Annotated in this window: 15 protein-coding genes; 9 read left to right on the forward strand and 6 right to left on the reverse strand. The window is 71.0% G+C overall.

Annotation, left to right across the window (positions count from 1 at the left end):
- Positions 1 to 12 precede the first annotated feature (12 nt).
- Positions 13 to 933 carry an MBL fold metallo-hydrolase gene (locus ACOGI9_RS11085; protein ID WP_419857182.1) on the reverse strand — a complete coding sequence of 307 codons (921 nt, stop codon included), beginning with the start codon at positions 931 to 933 and terminating at the stop codon, positions 13 to 15.
- Between the two features lie 174 nt (positions 934 to 1107).
- On the opposite strand from ACOGI9_RS11085, the gene ACOGI9_RS11090 reads away from it, so the two are divergent.
- A complete protein-coding gene (locus tag ACOGI9_RS11090) occupies positions 1108 to 1797 on the forward strand; it encodes a hypothetical protein (RefSeq protein ID WP_419857183.1) in 690 nt (229 codons plus the stop codon).
- 17 nt (positions 1798 to 1814) lie between these two features.
- On the opposite strand, the gene ACOGI9_RS11095 is transcribed toward ACOGI9_RS11090, so the two are convergent.
- Complete coding sequence (locus ACOGI9_RS11095) at positions 1815 to 3158, reverse strand: amidohydrolase family protein (protein WP_419857184.1); 1344 nt, start codon at positions 3156 to 3158, stop codon at positions 1815 to 1817.
- 1 nt (position 3159) lies between these two features.
- A complete protein-coding gene (locus tag ACOGI9_RS11100) occupies positions 3160 to 4245 on the reverse strand; it encodes a mechanosensitive ion channel family protein (protein ID WP_419857185.1) in 1086 nt (361 codons plus the stop codon).
- A 182-nt stretch (positions 4246 to 4427) separates the two neighbouring features.
- Between ACOGI9_RS11100 and ACOGI9_RS11105 the strand changes: the two genes are divergently transcribed.
- Together ACOGI9_RS11105 and ACOGI9_RS11110 are read left to right on the forward strand one after the other, a co-directional pair.
- On the forward strand, positions 4428 to 4970 hold the full coding sequence (locus ACOGI9_RS11105; RefSeq protein ID WP_419857186.1) for a DUF411 domain-containing protein: 543 nt from the start codon (positions 4428 to 4430) through the stop codon (positions 4968 to 4970).
- Positions 4971 to 5014: 44 nt separating this feature from the next.
- Positions 5015 to 5614 carry a hypothetical protein gene (locus tag ACOGI9_RS11110; RefSeq protein WP_419857187.1) on the forward strand — a complete coding sequence of 200 codons (600 nt, stop codon included), beginning with the start codon at positions 5015 to 5017 and terminating at the stop codon, positions 5612 to 5614.
- 40 nt (positions 5615 to 5654) lie between these two features.
- On the opposite strand, the gene ACOGI9_RS11115 is transcribed toward ACOGI9_RS11110, so the two are convergent.
- On the reverse strand, positions 5655 to 7973 hold the full coding sequence (locus tag ACOGI9_RS11115; protein ID WP_419857188.1) for a transglycosylase domain-containing protein: 2319 nt from the start codon (positions 7971 to 7973) through the stop codon (positions 5655 to 5657).
- Positions 7974 to 8012: 39 nt separating this feature from the next.
- Complete coding sequence (locus tag ACOGI9_RS11120) at positions 8013 to 9014, reverse strand: threonine ammonia-lyase (protein ID WP_419857189.1); 1002 nt, start codon at positions 9012 to 9014, stop codon at positions 8013 to 8015.
- A 276-nt stretch (positions 9015 to 9290) separates the two neighbouring features.
- On the opposite strand from ACOGI9_RS11120, the gene hisG reads away from it, so the two are divergent.
- The 6 genes from hisG to hisD are packed head-to-tail and all read left to right on the forward strand — an operon-like array spanning position 9291 to position 15912.
- The gene (hisG, locus tag ACOGI9_RS11125) at positions 9291 to 10154 is read left to right on the forward strand and encodes an ATP phosphoribosyltransferase (RefSeq protein ID WP_419857190.1); all 864 of its coding nucleotides are present in this window, start codon (positions 9291 to 9293) and stop codon (positions 10152 to 10154) included.
- The gene (locus tag ACOGI9_RS11130) at positions 10151 to 11167 is read left to right on the forward strand and encodes a pyridoxal phosphate-dependent aminotransferase (protein WP_419857191.1); all 1017 of its coding nucleotides are present in this window, start codon (positions 10151 to 10153) and stop codon (positions 11165 to 11167) included. The genes hisG and ACOGI9_RS11130 overlap by 4 nt, the downstream gene beginning before the upstream one ends.
- A gap of 11 nt (positions 11168 to 11178) precedes the next feature.
- A complete protein-coding gene (gene hisB, locus ACOGI9_RS11135; RefSeq protein ID WP_419859284.1) occupies positions 11179 to 11829 on the forward strand; it encodes an imidazoleglycerol-phosphate dehydratase HisB in 651 nt (216 codons plus the stop codon).
- 11 nt (positions 11830 to 11840) lie between these two features.
- Positions 11841 to 12509, forward strand: a complete 669-nt coding sequence (gene hisH, locus ACOGI9_RS11140; RefSeq protein ID WP_419857192.1) for an imidazole glycerol phosphate synthase subunit HisH — start codon at positions 11841 to 11843, stop codon at positions 12507 to 12509.
- A complete protein-coding gene (gene hisF, locus ACOGI9_RS11145) occupies positions 12503 to 13270 on the forward strand; it encodes an imidazole glycerol phosphate synthase subunit HisF (protein ID WP_419857193.1) in 768 nt (255 codons plus the stop codon). The genes hisH and hisF overlap by 7 nt, the downstream gene beginning before the upstream one ends.
- Entirely contained in the window at positions 13267 to 15912 is a 2646-nt protein-coding gene (hisD, locus tag ACOGI9_RS11150) for a histidinol dehydrogenase (protein ID WP_419857194.1), read from the forward strand. The genes hisF and hisD overlap by 4 nt, the downstream gene beginning before the upstream one ends.
- Here hisD and ACOGI9_RS11155 read toward each other — a convergent pair.
- Complete coding sequence (locus ACOGI9_RS11155; protein ID WP_419857195.1) at positions 15863 to 16312, reverse strand: hypothetical protein; 450 nt, start codon at positions 16310 to 16312, stop codon at positions 15863 to 15865. The genes hisD and ACOGI9_RS11155 overlap by 50 nt on opposite strands.
- Positions 16313 to 16371: the final 59 nt, after the last annotated feature.

The following is a 16371-nucleotide window of genomic DNA, read 5'->3' on the forward strand; positions in this document are numbered from 1 at the left end:
GTCGTCGCTCGCTTAGTGGTGGCCGTGGCTGTGGCCGTGTTCGACATCCTCGCCGCCCGCCGCGCCCGAAAGACTGCGGTGCACGGTGTCGAGCCAGCGTTCCGTCGAGATGAACCCGGCGCCCCAGTCCGCCCACTCCTCGGAGACGCCCTCGCTCTGGACCTGCTCGCTGCTCAGCCCCGCATCGATCTTGCCGCGGACCATCGCGATCGTCTCGGTGATCATGCGGTGGTACGTCCGCAGGTCGTCCACGGTGGAGAGCGGACCGTGCCCGGGGATGATCCGGATGTCGGCCGGCACATTGTTCAGCACCTGCGAGATCCCGCTCGCGAGCCCTTCCACGTTCCCCCCGTTGTCGATGTCGACGAAGGGGAAGCGGCCGGCGAAGAAGTCGTCTCCCATGTGGAGGACGTTCGAGCCCGTGAAGTAGATGAGCGCGTCCCCGTCCGTGTGTCCGTGCGGGATGTGGAACGCCCGGATCTCCTCGCCGTTGAAGTGGATGGAGAGGGCGTCGTCGAAGGTGACGACGGGCAGGGCCACGTCGGGCGATCCGCCCGCGGCCAGTCGCGTGCGCACGTTGGTGTGCGCGACGATCGTGGAGGCCTCGCCGAACTCGACGTTCCCGCCCGTGTGATCGCCGTGGAAATGGGTGTTGATGAGGAACTGCGGCCGTGCCGCCTCCTCCGATTGTCCCACTTCTCGAAGCGCGTCGCGGATCTTGTCCGCCAGCGGCGCGAACTGGTCGTCGACCATCACGACGCCATCGGGGCCCGAGGACACGCCGATGTTGCCGCCGCTTCCCACCAGCATCCAGACGCTGCCGGCGACGTGCGTCGCCTCGATCTGGACGGCCGAGAAGTCACGCTGCGCGAAGACGGGGGCGGAGAAGAGACCCGTGCAAAGGGCCGCGAGGAACAGCGATCGAACTTTCATGGAAAGCAACTCCTGAATACGGGCGCCGTGCAGCGCCGAACGCGTACCGCCGGGCGCGTACCGCCGGGCGCCCGAAGATGGGGCAGGGCCCGGGCCAATGCCACCTTTGGCCGCCTCCGGCCGCAGCGCCGGAACTCTTGACCGCCCGGCGATTCCCGAACCACACTTCGCAAAATGCGCAGCTATATCGTCTTTCTGCTTCTCTTTTCGATCAAGGTCGCTGCGAAGGCGCTCTGCCGGGTCCGGCTGGAGTGGCTCCGCGAAGCCGACGATCCCTGGTCCGGTCTGCGCGTGCTCGCCCTGCTCAACCACACGAGTCTCTTCGAACCGGTCTTCCTCGCCGTGGTGCCCGGCCGCGTGCTGTGGCAACTCGCGACGCACGGCGTCGTGCCGCTCGCGGACAAGACCGCGGCCCGACCGATACTGGGCCGGCTCTTCCTGCTCATCGCCAAGCACGTGGTGCCGGTGACGCGGGAGAAGGATGACACGTGGGAGGAAGTGCTCCGACAGGTACGGGACCCGGAGGCCGTCCTCATCATCCTGCCGGAAGGGCGAATGATGCGCCGCACGGGGCTGGATCTTCAGGGGAATCCCATGACCATCCGCGGGGGCATCGCGGACATCCTCCGGGCGATGCCGGACGGCCGGCTGTTCCTCGCTTACAGCGGCGGGCTTCATCACATCCAGGCCCCCGGCGAACGCTTCCCGCGGCCCTTCCGGAGCGCCTGGCTGGGCGCCGAGGTCGTGGACATCGAGGAATACAGCGGAGAATTGGGCGGCTCGGAGTGCGCGGAGACCTTCAAGGTGGCCGTGATCGAGGATCTGACGCGCCGGCGGGACGCCTACTGCTACCGCAACGGATGAAGCCGAAGGGCGTTCCGTCAGTTGAAGCGGACGCGCCTCCAGTTCCCCTCCCGGTCGAAGGTCCACGCATCCCCGTCGATCACGACGAACGAGATGCGGCGCGCGTTCCGGATGTCGGCGGCGGGGTTCGCCTCGAGGACGAGGAAGTCGGCGCGCTTCCCGATCTCGATCGTCCCCCGCTCATGCAGTTGGCCGAGCTCGATGGCGCCGTTCCTCGTGGCCATGCCGAGGACTTCGAGAGGGGGGATGCCGGCCTCCACGAGCAACTGCATCTCACCGTGGAAACCCTCTCCCCATGCGGTCGTGCGCGGAGCATCGGACCCCACGAGCAGGCGGACCCCGTGGCCGTGGAAGGTCCGGACCAGCGCCTGGGCCTTGGGCCAGACCGCCTCGAGCGCCCTCCGTTCGTCGTTGGACAGCGGCGCGCAGGTGGCGGCGGCGGCCGGACAGTCGAGGGAGGCGGACGCGCTGGCGAGCATCGGCAGAAGGGCCGAGTCGTTCGAGAGAAGCGCGTTGACGGCACGGTCGACGTCGGGGCCCTGCGGCTCCAGCCGCTCCAGCCACGCGATCTGGGCCGGGACCTGCCCCGCTTCCGCAAGCGCCTCGAAGGGTCCGCGCTCGCCCTCCGGAAGCAGCTCGGCGTCGCCGGAGACCAGGGGACCCGCGACGTCGGACCCGGCACGGAGGGCCAGCAGCCAGCCGCCATCCCGGCGATCGGCCCACAGGGGCACCTCCGCGCGGCGCGCGGCCCGCGCGATCCCGACGAGCCAGGACGGAGGCACGCCGGAGGCGACGGAGACGAAGCCGGCTCCATCCGCGGCCTGCCGCGCCACCTCCGCGACGGCGGCGGCCTCCGATTCCAGCGCCGCGCCGCTCGACGCGCTCCCGGCATCGAGGACCGGTCCGCCGACGTAGACGGCGGGAACGGGGTCGTCGCCGAAGCCTCCGCGACCCCGCTCCTCGAAGGCGGCCAGGGAGGTGGCTCCGTCGCGCACCCCGGTGATCCCGGCGGCCAGCAGCGCGCGCAGTTCTTCCGTCGTCTGGGGCGAGGCGTGCGCATCGATGAACCCGGGGATGAGGTAGGAGCCCGAGAGGTCCACGACGACGGTGCCTTGCGGGGCGGCCACGGAGCCCCGGGCGCCGATGTCCTGGATGCGGCCGCCCCACACGAGGACCGACGACGAAGGCCTGGGCGGCCCCCCGCGGCCGTCGATCACGGTCACATTGGTGAACAACTCCGACTGTGGCGCGATGAACGTGTCCTGGCCGGCACCCGCCAGGCCGCCGGGGACAACCGCTCCCGCCAGGATCGCGGAAACCGCGACGAGCGGCCGGCTTCCCGGGTTCCCGGCGCGTCGCAACTCAGGCTCCGTCCGCTGGCCCATCCGCGGACCGGATGAAGAGTTCCCGCTTCGGGTAGGGGATCTCCACGCCCGCCTCTTCGAAGGCGGGGAGCGCCCTCTCGCTGATGTCGTCGGCGATCCGCCGCCTCGCCCTCGCCTCCAGGATCCAGACGCGCAATTGGAGGTTGACCTCGGACGGGCCGAAACTCCGGGCGATGACGATCGGCGCGGGATCGTCCTTGACCCCCTCGACCCCCAGGGCGATGTCCACCAGCAGTGACTTCGCCCGCTCGATGTCCGATTCGTACGCGACCGAGAAGGGGATTCGGAGCCGGATGTCCTCGCCGGACATCGTGTAGTTGATGATGTCGCGCTGCATGATCTGATTGTTCGGGACGACGATGACGAGATTGTCCGGATTCCGGATCTTCGTGGCCCGGAGCCCGATCTCGATCACGTCGCCCCAGGACCCCGTCTCGTTGGGAGCCGACCACAGTTCGATCCGGTCCCCGACCTGGAAGGGGCGATCGACGATGAGGAGCACTCCGGCGATCACGTTGGAGAGCGTGTCCTTGGCGGCGAGCGAAAGGGCGAGGCCCATGACGCCGGCGCCGGCGAGGAGAGGCGCGATGTTGATGCCCAGTTCGGCCAGCGCGAGGACGACACCGAGGGCGATGACCAGGAAGCGGATCGCGTTGTTGACCATCGGGAGCGCGGTCTTGTCGAGCGGCGTCGAGGTGCGGGAGACGACCTCGGTCTCGACCGCGGTCAGGAGGTCGCCGACGAACCGGCTCAACGGGAAGAAGAGGACGCCGATCCAGATCGCATAGACCCACTGCGCCACAGTGGGCAGGGCCCAGATTTCGAGCAGGCGCCAGACCGCCAGTGCTCCGCTCGAGAGCAGGAGAGCCTGGCGGAGCAGACGCACGGCCAGATCGTCGAGTTGCGTCGCGGTCCGGGTAACCCAGTGTCTCTGCGCGCGGCCCAGCACCATGAGCGCCACGAGGTAGACGAGGCCGGCGACCGCGATGACGATCAGGCTGGGCAGCCAGCGCGGAGCCGTGAAGGCGACCACCTCGGTCCACAGTTGTGACAGTCTCTCCATCAAGCGTCGCCTCTCTCAAGCTATTGCCGCCACCCGCGGGGCTCTCGCACCCGCGTGGCACCTGCACCTGCGCGCGCGGTCGCCGCACGAGGCCGCGCAGAATGGTATCGTAACGGTACCGTGGCAGCCTCCTCACGGATAACTTGGGGGATGGAGCGGCAGGAATCGAACCGGGAGCGGTGATGTTGAACGGAAAGTTCAGAAAGATGGGCGTCGGATTGGCCCCGCTCGGGCTGGCGCTGCTCGTCGGCGGGTGCGCGCCGGAAGCGGCGGGGGAGAGCGGAGGCGCGGCCGCGACCCCCTCGATGGCAATGGTCGATGCGACGTTGGCGGCGACCATCGCCGAGACCCCGACGATCACGGTCTACAAGTCTCCCACCTGCGGGTGCTGCGCCCTCTGGGTGGACCACATGCGGGAGGCCGGGTTCGAACTCGACGTCCTCGACATGGATGACGCGGACCTCATCCGCGTGAAGCTCGACGCGGGAGTCCCGCTGCAGATGCAGACATGCCACACGGCGCTTGTGGGCGACTACGTGTTCGAGGGCCACATCCCCGCGGACGTCATCGCCCGGTTCCTCGCCGAGAAGCCCGCCGCGCACGGGCTCGCGGTGCCCGGGATGCCGATAGGCTCCCCGGGCATGGAGTTCGGGGACCGCGTCGATCCCTACGACGTGATCGAGTTCGACGCGGCAGGCAATCTGTCGGTCTACGAGAGCCGCTGACGCCGTAGCAGGCCGCTCCCGGCACATCGCGGACGCGGTCTGAATTGACTTCGTTCATCGCTGCGCTGCTGGCGCCGGTTGTCGGCGTCCTGCTCTACATCTGGCTGCACAATCGCCCAAGCACGATTCGTGCGATCGATGCCGTCGTCCTGTGGATCCTTCCGGTGCTGGTCGCCTTTCATGTCCTCCCACACGCCTGGGCCGAGCGCCACGTCGCACCCCTCATCGCGGTCCTGTTGGGAGCGGGCGTTCTCTATGCCATCGAGAAGATCTCCCGTTCGCTGGCGCGGCACACGGACGACCTCGCCATCGTCCTGGGCGTGTTGTCGATCGCCGTGCACGCGCTGTTGGAGGGCGGCGCGCTGACGCCGGCCACGGCGAGTGCTCCGTTCGCCGTCGCCGTCATCCTGCATCGGGTCGCCGTGGGGCTACTGATCTGGTGGCTGCTCGAGCCTCGGCACGGCGTCGCCGCGGCCATGGCGGGGGTCGGAGCGATCCTCGTGGCGACGACGATCGGGTTCGCGGCGGGCACGGAGATACTCCCGGATGGGCACGGGGCCATCGAACTCTACCAGGCCTTCGTCGCGGGGTCGCTGCTTCACGTCGTGTTTCACCAGGGGCGTCGCGACCACAGACACGACTAGCAGGCGTGGCCCGCGAGGCCCGGCAGCCAGCCGGGCCGGCTCACCGCCTCGGCGACGTACGCCACGGACTTCCTCGTCGCCATCCCCGCATCGGATATCCGCAGGAGGCCTCCGGCGCCGTGCCGGCGAGGAAGAGTTCGGGCTGGCCCCGACATCCCCACCCGGCGCGCAGACCGGTCCGAGGCTCGACCTCGACCCATTCCACGCCTTCGGGAAACCGGAAGTCGGATCCGCCGCCGGGTCCGAGGACCCGGATGAGAAAATCCGTGAAGATCGGCTGGGCGGCACGCGACCCGGACAGGCCCAGCCGCGTCCCGTCGTCGAAGCCCACCCAGACGCCGACGGCCAGTTCCGGCGTGTAGCCGACGAACCAGGCATCGCGCGAGCCGTTCGTGGTCCCGGACTTCGCCGCGATGGGGCCCCTGTACCCGGCCGCGCGCACACCGCTCCCGGTGCCGCGCTCCACCACCCCGCGCAGGGCGGACGTCACGAGGTACGCCTCCGCCGGGCTGATCACGGCCTCACGGCGAAGCTCGGCCGGTCGGATGGCCTCGCCCTCTCGACCCAGAACGGCGCGCGCGGCGCGCGGAGGCGCCCGCCTTCCCTCCGCCGCCAGCACCGCATAGGCCGCCGTCAGCTCGAGGAGCGTCACCTCCGAGGCTCCGAGGGCGAGACTCGGATACGGGGCCAGAGGACTCTCGACACCCAGTCGTTGCGCGGTCTCCACGATCCTCTCGGGACCGACGGCGAGTCCCAGACGGGCGAACGGCACGTTGCGCGACCCCTCGAGCGCGTCGCGCAACCTCACGGGCCCGAGGAACTCGCGGTCCGCGTTGGAGGGTCGCCACATCCCCGCCGGCGTGTCGAGCGCCAGCGGCTCATCCCGCAGGGTGGAAGCCAGGGTGAACGGGGCGTCCGCCCGCGGATCCAATGCGGCCAGCGCCACGATCGGCTTGAAGGCGCTTCCCGGCTGACGCAGCGCATCCGCGGCGCGATTGAACTGCGACGTGCCGTAGGCGCGTCCGCCGACCATCGCCAGGATGTCGCCGCTCCGCGGGTCGAGGGCCACGAGCGCCGCCTGCAGAGGCCCCGTCTGCTCCGTGAGGCGGGGACGGGTGCGCTCGAGCGTGCGGATTCCTTCCGACACGGCCAGCTCCGCCGCTCGCTGGATCTCCGGCTCCAGCGACGACACGACGGTCAGGCCCGCGCCATCCAGACTCAGCGGACGTGCTCCGGACCCCAGATCTCGCCGCAGGAAGTCCAGGTACCAGCGGGCATCGGCTCGCCGCTCCGGCGGAGAGCTGAGGGTCAGACGCGTTTCGAGTTCGGCGTTCAGCCGGTCCGCGTCGATATGTCCGAGCGCGTGCATCTGCCGCAGGACCATGTCCCGCCGGGCCCGGGCGCGCTCCGGGTGCCGGTGCGGGGCGTACATGCTGGGACCTCGAATGATCCCCACGAGCATCGCGGCCTGCCCCAGCGTCAACTGCGAGACGTCCCGGTCGAAGAAAAACGGCGCCGCTCGGCCGAAGCCGTGAATCGCCACGCCTCGGTCCTGCCCGAGGTAGATGTGGTTCACGTACGCTTCGAGGAGACGCCGCTTGGAGAACCGCCTCTCCAGGGCCACGGCGATGGCCGCCTCGCGGACCTTCCGCAGCAGCGTGCGGTCGGTCGACAGGAAGAGCGTGCGCGCGAGTTGCTGGGTGAGGGTGCTGCCGCCCTCGGCGATCCGCCCCTGGCGCAGGTTCGAGAGCACGGCGCCCGCGATGCGGCGGGGATCCAGCGCGCCGTGTTCGTAGAAGCGGCGGTCCTCCACTGTGAGAAGGGCGTCGATCAGATGGCCGGGGACTTCTTCGAGCCGTACCGGGATGCGGTCCCGGCCGTGCTCGCCGGGCACGGTACCGATGACTTCGGGATCCAGGATGAGCGTCGCGAGGTCCTGCCCGTCCGCGTCCCGAATCGATGTCACGCGACCCGCGCCGGCATAACCGCGAAACCGGACGCGCACCGTACCGCCGGGATCCATGTAGCCGCCCAGGCGCAGCGGGCGCCGGCCGAGCCTCAGTTCTCCGCCGCGCCACGCGAATTCTCCGCGGTCCGGCGTGCGCTTCGAAACGGAGCGGTAACCGATGCGCGCCAGATGGCTTGCCACCTGACGAGGCTCCACGCGGTCGCCCGGACGGAGGACCAGCGGCCGAGCGACGACGCGGGTCGGGGAGACCGCGTCGATCGCTTCGAAGTCGCGCACGACCTTCGTCTCGAAGCCGAGATACCCGAGCCAGCCCGCCGCGACGACGGCGGCCAGGATCCCCAGCCTCCGCCAGATCCTTCTCCTGCCTTTCCTGCCTCTCTTGCGTTTCACATGGTCTTGGACGCTCCGGGTGGGAAAAAGGTTCCCGGATCAGTCGGCCGCCCGCAGGTGCGTTCCGAAGGTGTCCAGATCGATGTTCGAGCCGGAGAGGACGAGGCCGACGCGACGGCCTTCCAGCCTCTCACGGAGGGGACCGCACGCTGCCGCCAGCGGAGCGGCGGAGGCGGGTTCGGCGACCAGTTTCGCGTCGAGGAACAGCGCTTTCAGGGCGGAGCGCATCGCGTCGTCGTCCACGAGCACCACGTCATCCACGTAGCGCTGCACGAGTCCGAAGCTGTACGGCGCCGCGTGCGGAGCGCCGAGGCTGTCCGCGATCGTGTCGATGCGATCGAGCGCGACCGGCTCGCCCGCATCGAGGCTGCGCCGCATGGAGTCGGCGCCGACGGGCTCCACGCCGTAGACCCTGCACGCGGGCGCAAGCTGTTTCACGATGCTCGCTGTGCCGGAGATGAGACCTCCGCCCCCAATGGGGACGACGAGCGCCTCGAGGTCGGGAAGCTGTTCCGCGACCTCGAGACCTACGGTCGACGTGCCGAACACCGTCGCCTCCCCCTCGAACGGGTGGATCCCGAGCCGACCCTCCTCCCGGGCAATCTCCTCCATGCGCGCGAATCCGCTCGCCCCGTCGTCCGCGAACTCGATCACCGCCCCGAAGTTCCGGCAGCGCGCGACGCGGGCGGGGTTGGCGGAGGACAGCATGACGACCTTGGCGCTCGTGCCGGCGGCCCGAGCGGCGTAAGCCACGGAAATGGCATGGTTCCCGGCGCTCACGGCCGTGACGCCTCGCCGCAGCGTCTCCGCGTCCGCGCAGAGGACATTGTTCAGGGCGCCCCGGACCTTGTAGGAACCCGTGCGCTGGAAGAGTTCCAGCTTGAGAAAGAGCTCGACGCCCGCGGGCAGCGAGGCGACGCCGGGGTCGGGAATCCAGCGTCTCACCGGCGTGCGTTCGATCCACGGCGCGACGCGCGCGCGGGTCTCCCGGCTCTGCGCCGGCGTCGGGGGCCGGGGGCTGGCGGCCGGAGGTTCGGTCATGGTTTCCCCGGGGTCGAGGTGGAATGTCCCGGCGGGCCGTGGCGGAAGCCCGCCGCGTCGGCGGCTTGACAAGCTAACGGCGCGATGCGATCCTCCGCGCCCATGACGAACACCCATCCGTATTTTGGCCATTATTACTACCACCGCGTGCGCGGAGGCCGGTGATCGTCTAGCTGTAACCTGAACACAGATTGCGAACGATCGATGCCGGCCCGGGGTGGCCGGCTTTTTTTGTCGCTGCCCTCCCCTCCGGCCTCGGCCTCCCGAGCCCAGGACATGAACCACAAAACGACAAGACTCGCCCTGCCGAAGGGGCGGATGCAGTCCGGCGTACTCGAACTGCTGACCGCCGCCGGCGTGCGGGTGGATCTCGGGGAGCGCCGCTACCGCCCGGTCATCTCGGTCCCCGGTTTCGGCGCCAAGTTGCTCAAGCCGCAGAACGTCGTGGAGATGCTGCACGCGGGATCCCGCGACCTGGGATTCGCGGGGGCCGACTGGGTGGCGGAACTGAACGGATCGCTGGTCGAGCTTCTGGACACGGGGCTCGACCCCGTGCGCGTCGTGGCGGCCGCTCCGTCGCGGATCGCCGGGGCGGGACTGCGTGCCGCCGGCCACCTCACGGTCGCGTCCGAATACGCGCGGCTCTCCTCGCGCTGGATCGAAGATCGGGAACTCGACGCGACGCTCGTGCGGTCGTACGGCGCGACGGAGGTGTTCCCGCCGGAGGACGCCGACGTCATCGTCGACAACACCGCGACGGGCGCAACGCTCGACGCCAACGGGCTCGAGATCGTCGACGAACTCATGACTTCATCGACCCGCCTCTACGCGAATCCGCGGGCGCTCGAGGACCCACGGCACCGCGAGCGCATCGAGGACCTGGTCGTGGTGCTGAAGTCGGTGGTGGAGGCCCGGCAGCGGGTCATGCTTGAAGTCAACGTGGACGCGGCGCGGCTGGATGGCCTGGTGGCCGTGCTCCCCTGCATGCGCAAGCCGACGGTGTCGCGTCTGCACGGCGAAGAGGGCTACGCCATCCGGGTCGCGGTGCTGCGCGAGGCGCTTCCGGGCCTGATCCCGCGCGTGAAGGCGCGAGGCGGCACCGATCTCGTCGTGACGACGCCGGGGCAGATCGTCGCATGAGCGGGCTGACGGTGGCCGCACCACCGAGCGAACGGCTCCGGCTCGATCACAACGAGCGCCTGTTCCCCGCGCCGGAACTCGTCCGTCTCCTCTCGCAGGTGCCGGCGAGTGCCCTGACGCGGTATCCGGAGGCCGCCGGCCTGGAGGCGTCCCTCGGCGAAGCCTGGGACCTGGAAGCCGACCGCGTCCTGGTCACGGCGGGAGCGGATGACGCGATCGACCGCGTGTGCCGCCGCTGGCTCGCCGGCGGGCGGGAGATGATCACCGTGACTCCCACGTTCGAGATGATCCCGGCCTTCGCGGCGCTCGCGGGCGGACGGGTGCGGTCGATACCCACGCTTGACGACCCCGCGCCTCTCGGGCCGATCCTCGACCGGGTAGGGGAACGGACGGGGCTGGTCGCCGTAATCTCGCCGCACAACCCCACGGGAACGGTGGCCCCGGTCGAGCGAATCCTCGCCATCGCCGACGGCCTGCCGGCGAACGCCGCGCTGCTCGTCGATCTGGCGTACGTCGAGTTCGCCGACCGCGACCCGACGCGGGAACTGCTGCAGCGCGACAACGTCCTCGTCGTACGGACGCTGTCCAAGGCGTGGGGCCTCGCGGGGCTTCGCACGGGTTTCGTGCTGGGCCCGCGCGCGGCGATCGCGGACCTCCGCGCCGGCGGCGCGCCCTTCCCTCTTGCGGGCCCCTCCATCTGGTTGGCGGAGCAGGCGCTGGGGTTGGGCGACCGGGTCACCGCGACGTACGTGGCCGCCGTGCGCCGCGAGCGCGGGCGGCTCGTCTCGGCGCTGCGCGCGTCAGGGGCCGAGCCCTTCGAGTCGCAGGCGAACTTCGTGCTCGCCTCCACCGACCGCGCCGCCGCCCTGCACCGCGGCTTTCGGCAACGGGGCGTCGCCATCCGACGCTTTCCGAACTTCCCGGACCTGGTCCGGATCACGCTTCCGGGGGAAGAGGCGACGTTCCGCCACCTCCTCCGTGCGCTCGACTCGACGTTTGGACACATCTCGTGAAGGGGATTCCCATGAATGCGAACTCGAATGCGAACTCGGGAGAGAGTCTCCCGGCCAACGGGCGGGTGGGAGAACGGTCCCGGCGCACGCTCGAGACCCGCATCGAAGCCCGGCTGGACCTGGACCGCCGGGGACGCAGCCGCGTCGATACCGGGCTGCCGTTTCTCGACCACATGATCGGCGCCGCGGTCTTTCACGGCGGCATGACGCTGGATCTGCGGGCGCAGGGCGACCTCGACATCGACGACCACCACACGGTGGAAGACTGCGGGCTCGTCTTCGGTTCGGTCATCCGCGAAGCGCTCGGGGACCGGCGGGGGGTTCGGCGCTTCGGGTACGCCTACGCGCCTCTCGACGAGGCGCTCGCCCGGGCGGTCGTGGACCTTTCCGGGCGTCCCTTCGCCAGCGTGGACCTCGGCCTGCGGCGCGAGATGCTGGGGACGGTCGCGACCGAGAATCTCTCCCACTTCTTCGCCTCGCTCGCGACATCGGGAGGCCTGACGCTTCACCTGGATGTGATCCGCGGCGACAACGACCACCATCGCGCGGAGGCCGCCTTCAAGGCGTTCGGTCTCGCCCTCGCCGACGCGGTCGCGGAGCGCTCGGCGGCCGGAGTTCCGAGCACGAAGGGCGTGCTCGAATCGGCCGGGTTGCCTCAATGAGCGCCGCGCGGATGGCAACGGGCCCGGAAGATGTCGGGATCGTTCCGACGGGCGTGGCGAATCTCGAGGCGGTGGCGGCCGCTTTCCGGCGCCTGGGGAGAGCCCCGCGGCTGCTGGATTCCGCCACGGGAATATCGAGCGCCGATTACGTCGTCCTTCCGGGCGTGGGGTCGTTCGCCGGAGGCATGGCGGAGCTTCGCCGGCGTGGCTGGGCGGAGGCCGTCCGCGGACGCGTGGAGCAGGGACGGCCGACGCTCGCCATCTGTCTCGGACTTCAACTCCTGTGCGAGGAGAGCGAGGAAGCGCCGGGCACCGCCGGTCTCGGGTGCGTACCGGGCCGCGTGGTCCGGCTGGCGGAGAGCTGCCGCGTCCCCCAGTTGGGCTGGAACCGCGTCGCGGCCCCGGCCGGGACCGTGTTCCTGCGATCATCCGTCGTCTACTTCGCCAACTCCTACGGGCTCGAAGCGGGTCCCGCGGGCTGGACCGCCGCGATGGGGCGGCACGGAAGCCGCTTCGTGGCGGGGCTGGAGCGCGGCGGAGTCCTCGCCTGCCAGTTCCACCCGGAGTTGTCGGGGAAGGTCGGCGCGGGCCTCCTGAAGCGATGGCTTGACGAATCGCCGGGCGCGGCGGCGGCGTTCGAACCGCGCGCGCAACGGCCCACGCTCGCGGCGGCATGCTGAACGTTCGGGTCATTCCGTGCCTGGACGTGAGGGACGGAAGGGTCGTCAAGGGCGTCCGTTTCGACAACCTCGCGGATCAGGGCGACCCCGCCCGGCTCGCGCGGCGCTACGAGCGCGAAGGGGCGGACGAACTCGTGATCCTCGATGTCTCGGCTACGGCGGAGGGAAGAGTGGCCCGGTTCGAGACGGTGGGGCGCGTGCGGGACGAGATCTCGATTCCGCTCACGGTCGGCGGCGGCGTGCGGACGGCGGAAGACGCGGGCGCCCTGCTGGAGGCGGGGGCGGACCGGGTGGCGGTGAACACGGCGGCGGTCGAGCGGCCGGAACTCCTGTCGGAGATCGCGACCCGGTTCGGGGCCCAGTGCGCGGTTTTGGCCCTCGACGGCGGCGCGACGTCGGACGAGACGTGTGCGAGCGGCTTCGAGGTTCTGACACACTCGGGAAGCCGGCGCACGGGCGTCGATGCCGCGGAGTGGAGCCGCCAGGCGGCGGAGCTGGGCGCGGGCGAGATCCTCCTCACGAGCTTCGACCGCGACGGTACGCGGAGCGGCTACGATCTGGCCCTGATCGGCGTCATCCGGGAAGCCGTGCCGGTGCCGATCGTCGCTTCGGGCGGGGGAGCCCATGCGGGTCACATGTGCGCGGCGGTCGAGGCGGGAGCCGACGCGGTTCTGGCGGCGTCGATCTTCCATCAGGGCGACTGGTCGATCGGCCGACTCAAGGATCGGCTGCAGCAGCTCGGGGTCGCGGTGCGCCGATGATCATCCCATCCATCGACCTCATGGGCGGCCGGGCCGTGCAGCTTCGTCAGGGCTCGACGCTTGAGATCGATGCCGGCGACCCGCGGCCTCTCGCCGAGAGGTTCGCCGTGGCGGGGGAAGTCGCGATCATCGACCTCGACGCGGCGCTCGGCCGCGGAGACAACGCCGCCCTGATCCGCGAACTGCTCCGGCTCGCGCCGTGTCGGGTGGGCGGCGGCATTCGGTCCCGCGAGGCGGCGCTCGACTGGCTCGACGCGGGTGCGCGGCGCGTGATCCTGGGCACGGCCGCGACGCCCGAGGTGCTGGGCGGACTTCCCGCGGAACGCGTGATCGCGGCGCTCGACGCGCGCGACGGCGAGGTCGTCGTGGAAGGCTGGCGGCGCGGGACGGGCCGCGACGTGCTCGGGCGCATGGAGGAGCTCGACGGCCTCGCGGACGGCTACCTGGTCACCTTCGTGGAGGTCGAAGGCACCCTGGAGGGAATTCCGCTGGATCGCGTATCCGCCCTCGTCGCGGCCGCCGGATCCGCGCGCGTGACGGTGGCGGGCGGCGTCCGCGAGGTTGCGGAGATCGCGGCGCTGGACCGAATGGGCGCGGACGCGCAGGTGGGGATGGCGATCTACAGCGGGCGCATGGATCTGGCCGACGCCATCTCGGCTCCGCTGAAGTCCGACCGGGCCGACGGGTTGTGGGCGACGCTGGTCGAGGACACGGCCGGGCGCGCGCTCGGGCTCGCCTGGTCGAGCGCGGAGAGCCTGCGCACCGCCGTCAGGGAACGGCGGGGCGTCTACCAGAGCCGCTCACGGGGACTCTGGAGGAAGGGCGAGACATCCGGCGCCACGCAGGAACTCGTCCGCGTGGCGCCGGACTGTGACCGCGACACGCTGCGCTTCACGGTGCGACAGCACGGGACCGGCTTCTGTCACACGGGCGCCCCGACGTGTTTCGACGCGGCGCCGTCCCGGGGGTCGGCCGCGCTGCCGCCCCTGTCGGGCATGGGTCTGTCCGACCTCGAGACCCGCCTCCGCGAGCGGCTCGCCGATCCGGAGCCGGGCTCGCTGACCGCGCGACTCGCCGGGGATCCCGAGTTGATGCGGGGGAAGCTCGTCGAGGAAGCGCGCGAACTGGCGGAAGCCGGATCGAAGGCGGACGCGGTGGCGGAGTTCGCGGACCTGTACTACTTCGCCCTCACGCGGCTCGTGAAGGCCGGCGGTTCCCTCGACGACGTGCGTGTCGAACTCCAGCGGCGCGCCCTCAAGGTGCGCCGTCGGGTCCCCAGGCCGCCGGAAGGGCCGACCGGGCGGAGGGACCGGGCGCCCGCGGCGGCGGCGGCGGGCGCGATCCTGCCGCCGATCGGCCTCGAGGAGGCCGTGCGGGCGGTGCGCTCGCCGGCGCTCGATCCGGCGGCGCTCGAGGTCGCGCGGACGATCCTGGACGATGTCGAGCGGCGCGGAGAGCCGGCGCTTCGCGAGCATGCCGAGCGGCTCGGCGACCTCGAGCCGGGCGACGACCTGCTCCTCGACCGGGCGGCGCTCAAGCGCGCGACGGAGGCACTGCACGCCGACGACCGCGAGTTGCTGCGCCGCGTGGCCGACCGGATCCGGACGTTCGCGGAGGCCCAGCGGGCATCCGCGACCGACCTCGACACGCCGGTCGCGGGCGGCCGCGGCGGCCATCGGCTCGTGCCCGTCGGAGCGGCCGGCTGCTACGCGCCCGGGGGGCGCTTCCCCCTCCCGTCCTCGGTGCTCATGACCGCCATCCCCGCGAGGGTGGCGGGCGTGGGCGGCGTCTGGGCGGCATCGCCGCGCCCGACCGCGGCGGTCCGGGCCGCGGCGTTCATCGCCGGCGCGGACGGCCTGCTGGCCATCGGCGGCGCGCAGGCGATCGGCGCGCTCGCCTTCGGCGTCGGAGGCGTCGACCGCTGCGAGAAGATCGTGGGGCCGGGCAACCGGTTCGTCACGGCGGCCAAGCGCCTCCTCTACGGCCGGGTCGGCCTCGACACCATCGCCGGGCCGTCCGAGCTGCTCGTCGTCGCCTCGCCGGATGCCGCGCCCGCCCGCGTCGCGGCCGACCTGCTCGCCCAGGCCGAGCACGACCCCGACGCCGTGCCGCTTCTGTGCGCCTTCGACGAAGCGACCGTCGAGGCCGTCCGCGAAGAGGCCGAGCGGCAGTTGGCCGCGCTGCCGACCGCGCCGATCGCGCGCCAGGCCCTGGCGGCCGGCGGCGCCCTCCTCGCGGCCAGCCCCGACGAGGCCGCCGCCATCTGCGACGCGGTCGCCCCGGAGCACCTGCACCTGCACGGCGACCTCGCCGAGTCGCTTGCCCGCCGCGTCGACCGCTTCGGATCGCTCTTCCTGGGGGCGGCCACGCCCGAGGCGGCCGGTGACTACGGAGCCGGACCGAACCACACGCTTCCCACATCGGGCGCGGCGGCGTTCGACTCCGGGCTCTCCGTGTTCTCGTTCCTGCGGCGACCGACGTGGCTGGCGCTTTCGGCGGAAGATGACGCCTACGAGGACCTGCTGCGCGACACCGCCGCGCTCGCCCGACTGGAGGGACTGGAAGCGCACGCGCTTTCGGCCGAACGCCGGCTCACGGCAGCGGCCCGGGAGGATCGCGGTCGGAAGGTCCGCGCCTCGTGAGGTGGTCGAGGGCGCGGTCCACGGCGTCCTTCGTCGAGGCCGTGATCCCGCCCCTTTCGTACTCCTGCACCGCCAGCCGCTCCAGGCGGTCGACGAGCGCATCGACCCCGGGCCGCGGGGACGACGTCAGGGCGCGGACGTGGTCGGTGGCGCCGAACAGGTTGATCCAGTACTCCGTCCGGCGCCCCCACTCCAGCAGCGCGTAGAACTGTCGGCCCGCCCGGGGCCCGATTCCGAGCACGTCGAGGAGGGCGACGAAGAGCGAGATCGGCAGCAGCAACGCATCCCTCAGCCCATCGAGGAGCAGTTTCAGCTGGAAGACGGCCACGTCGCGCATGAGCGTCCATCGGGAGGGAACGATTTCGGGATGCAGGGTTGCTCTGGCGGGAAACTCGTCCATCCTGTCTCTCGATTCCTTGATCCGCGAAATAAACTCCGCGGCTTCGGGTAACCCTCGCG

The sequence above is a fragment of the Candidatus Palauibacter irciniicola genome (assembly GCF_965208695.1).
Lineage (GTDB): Bacteria > Gemmatimonadota > Gemmatimonadetes > Palauibacterales > Palauibacteraceae > Palauibacter > Palauibacter irciniicola.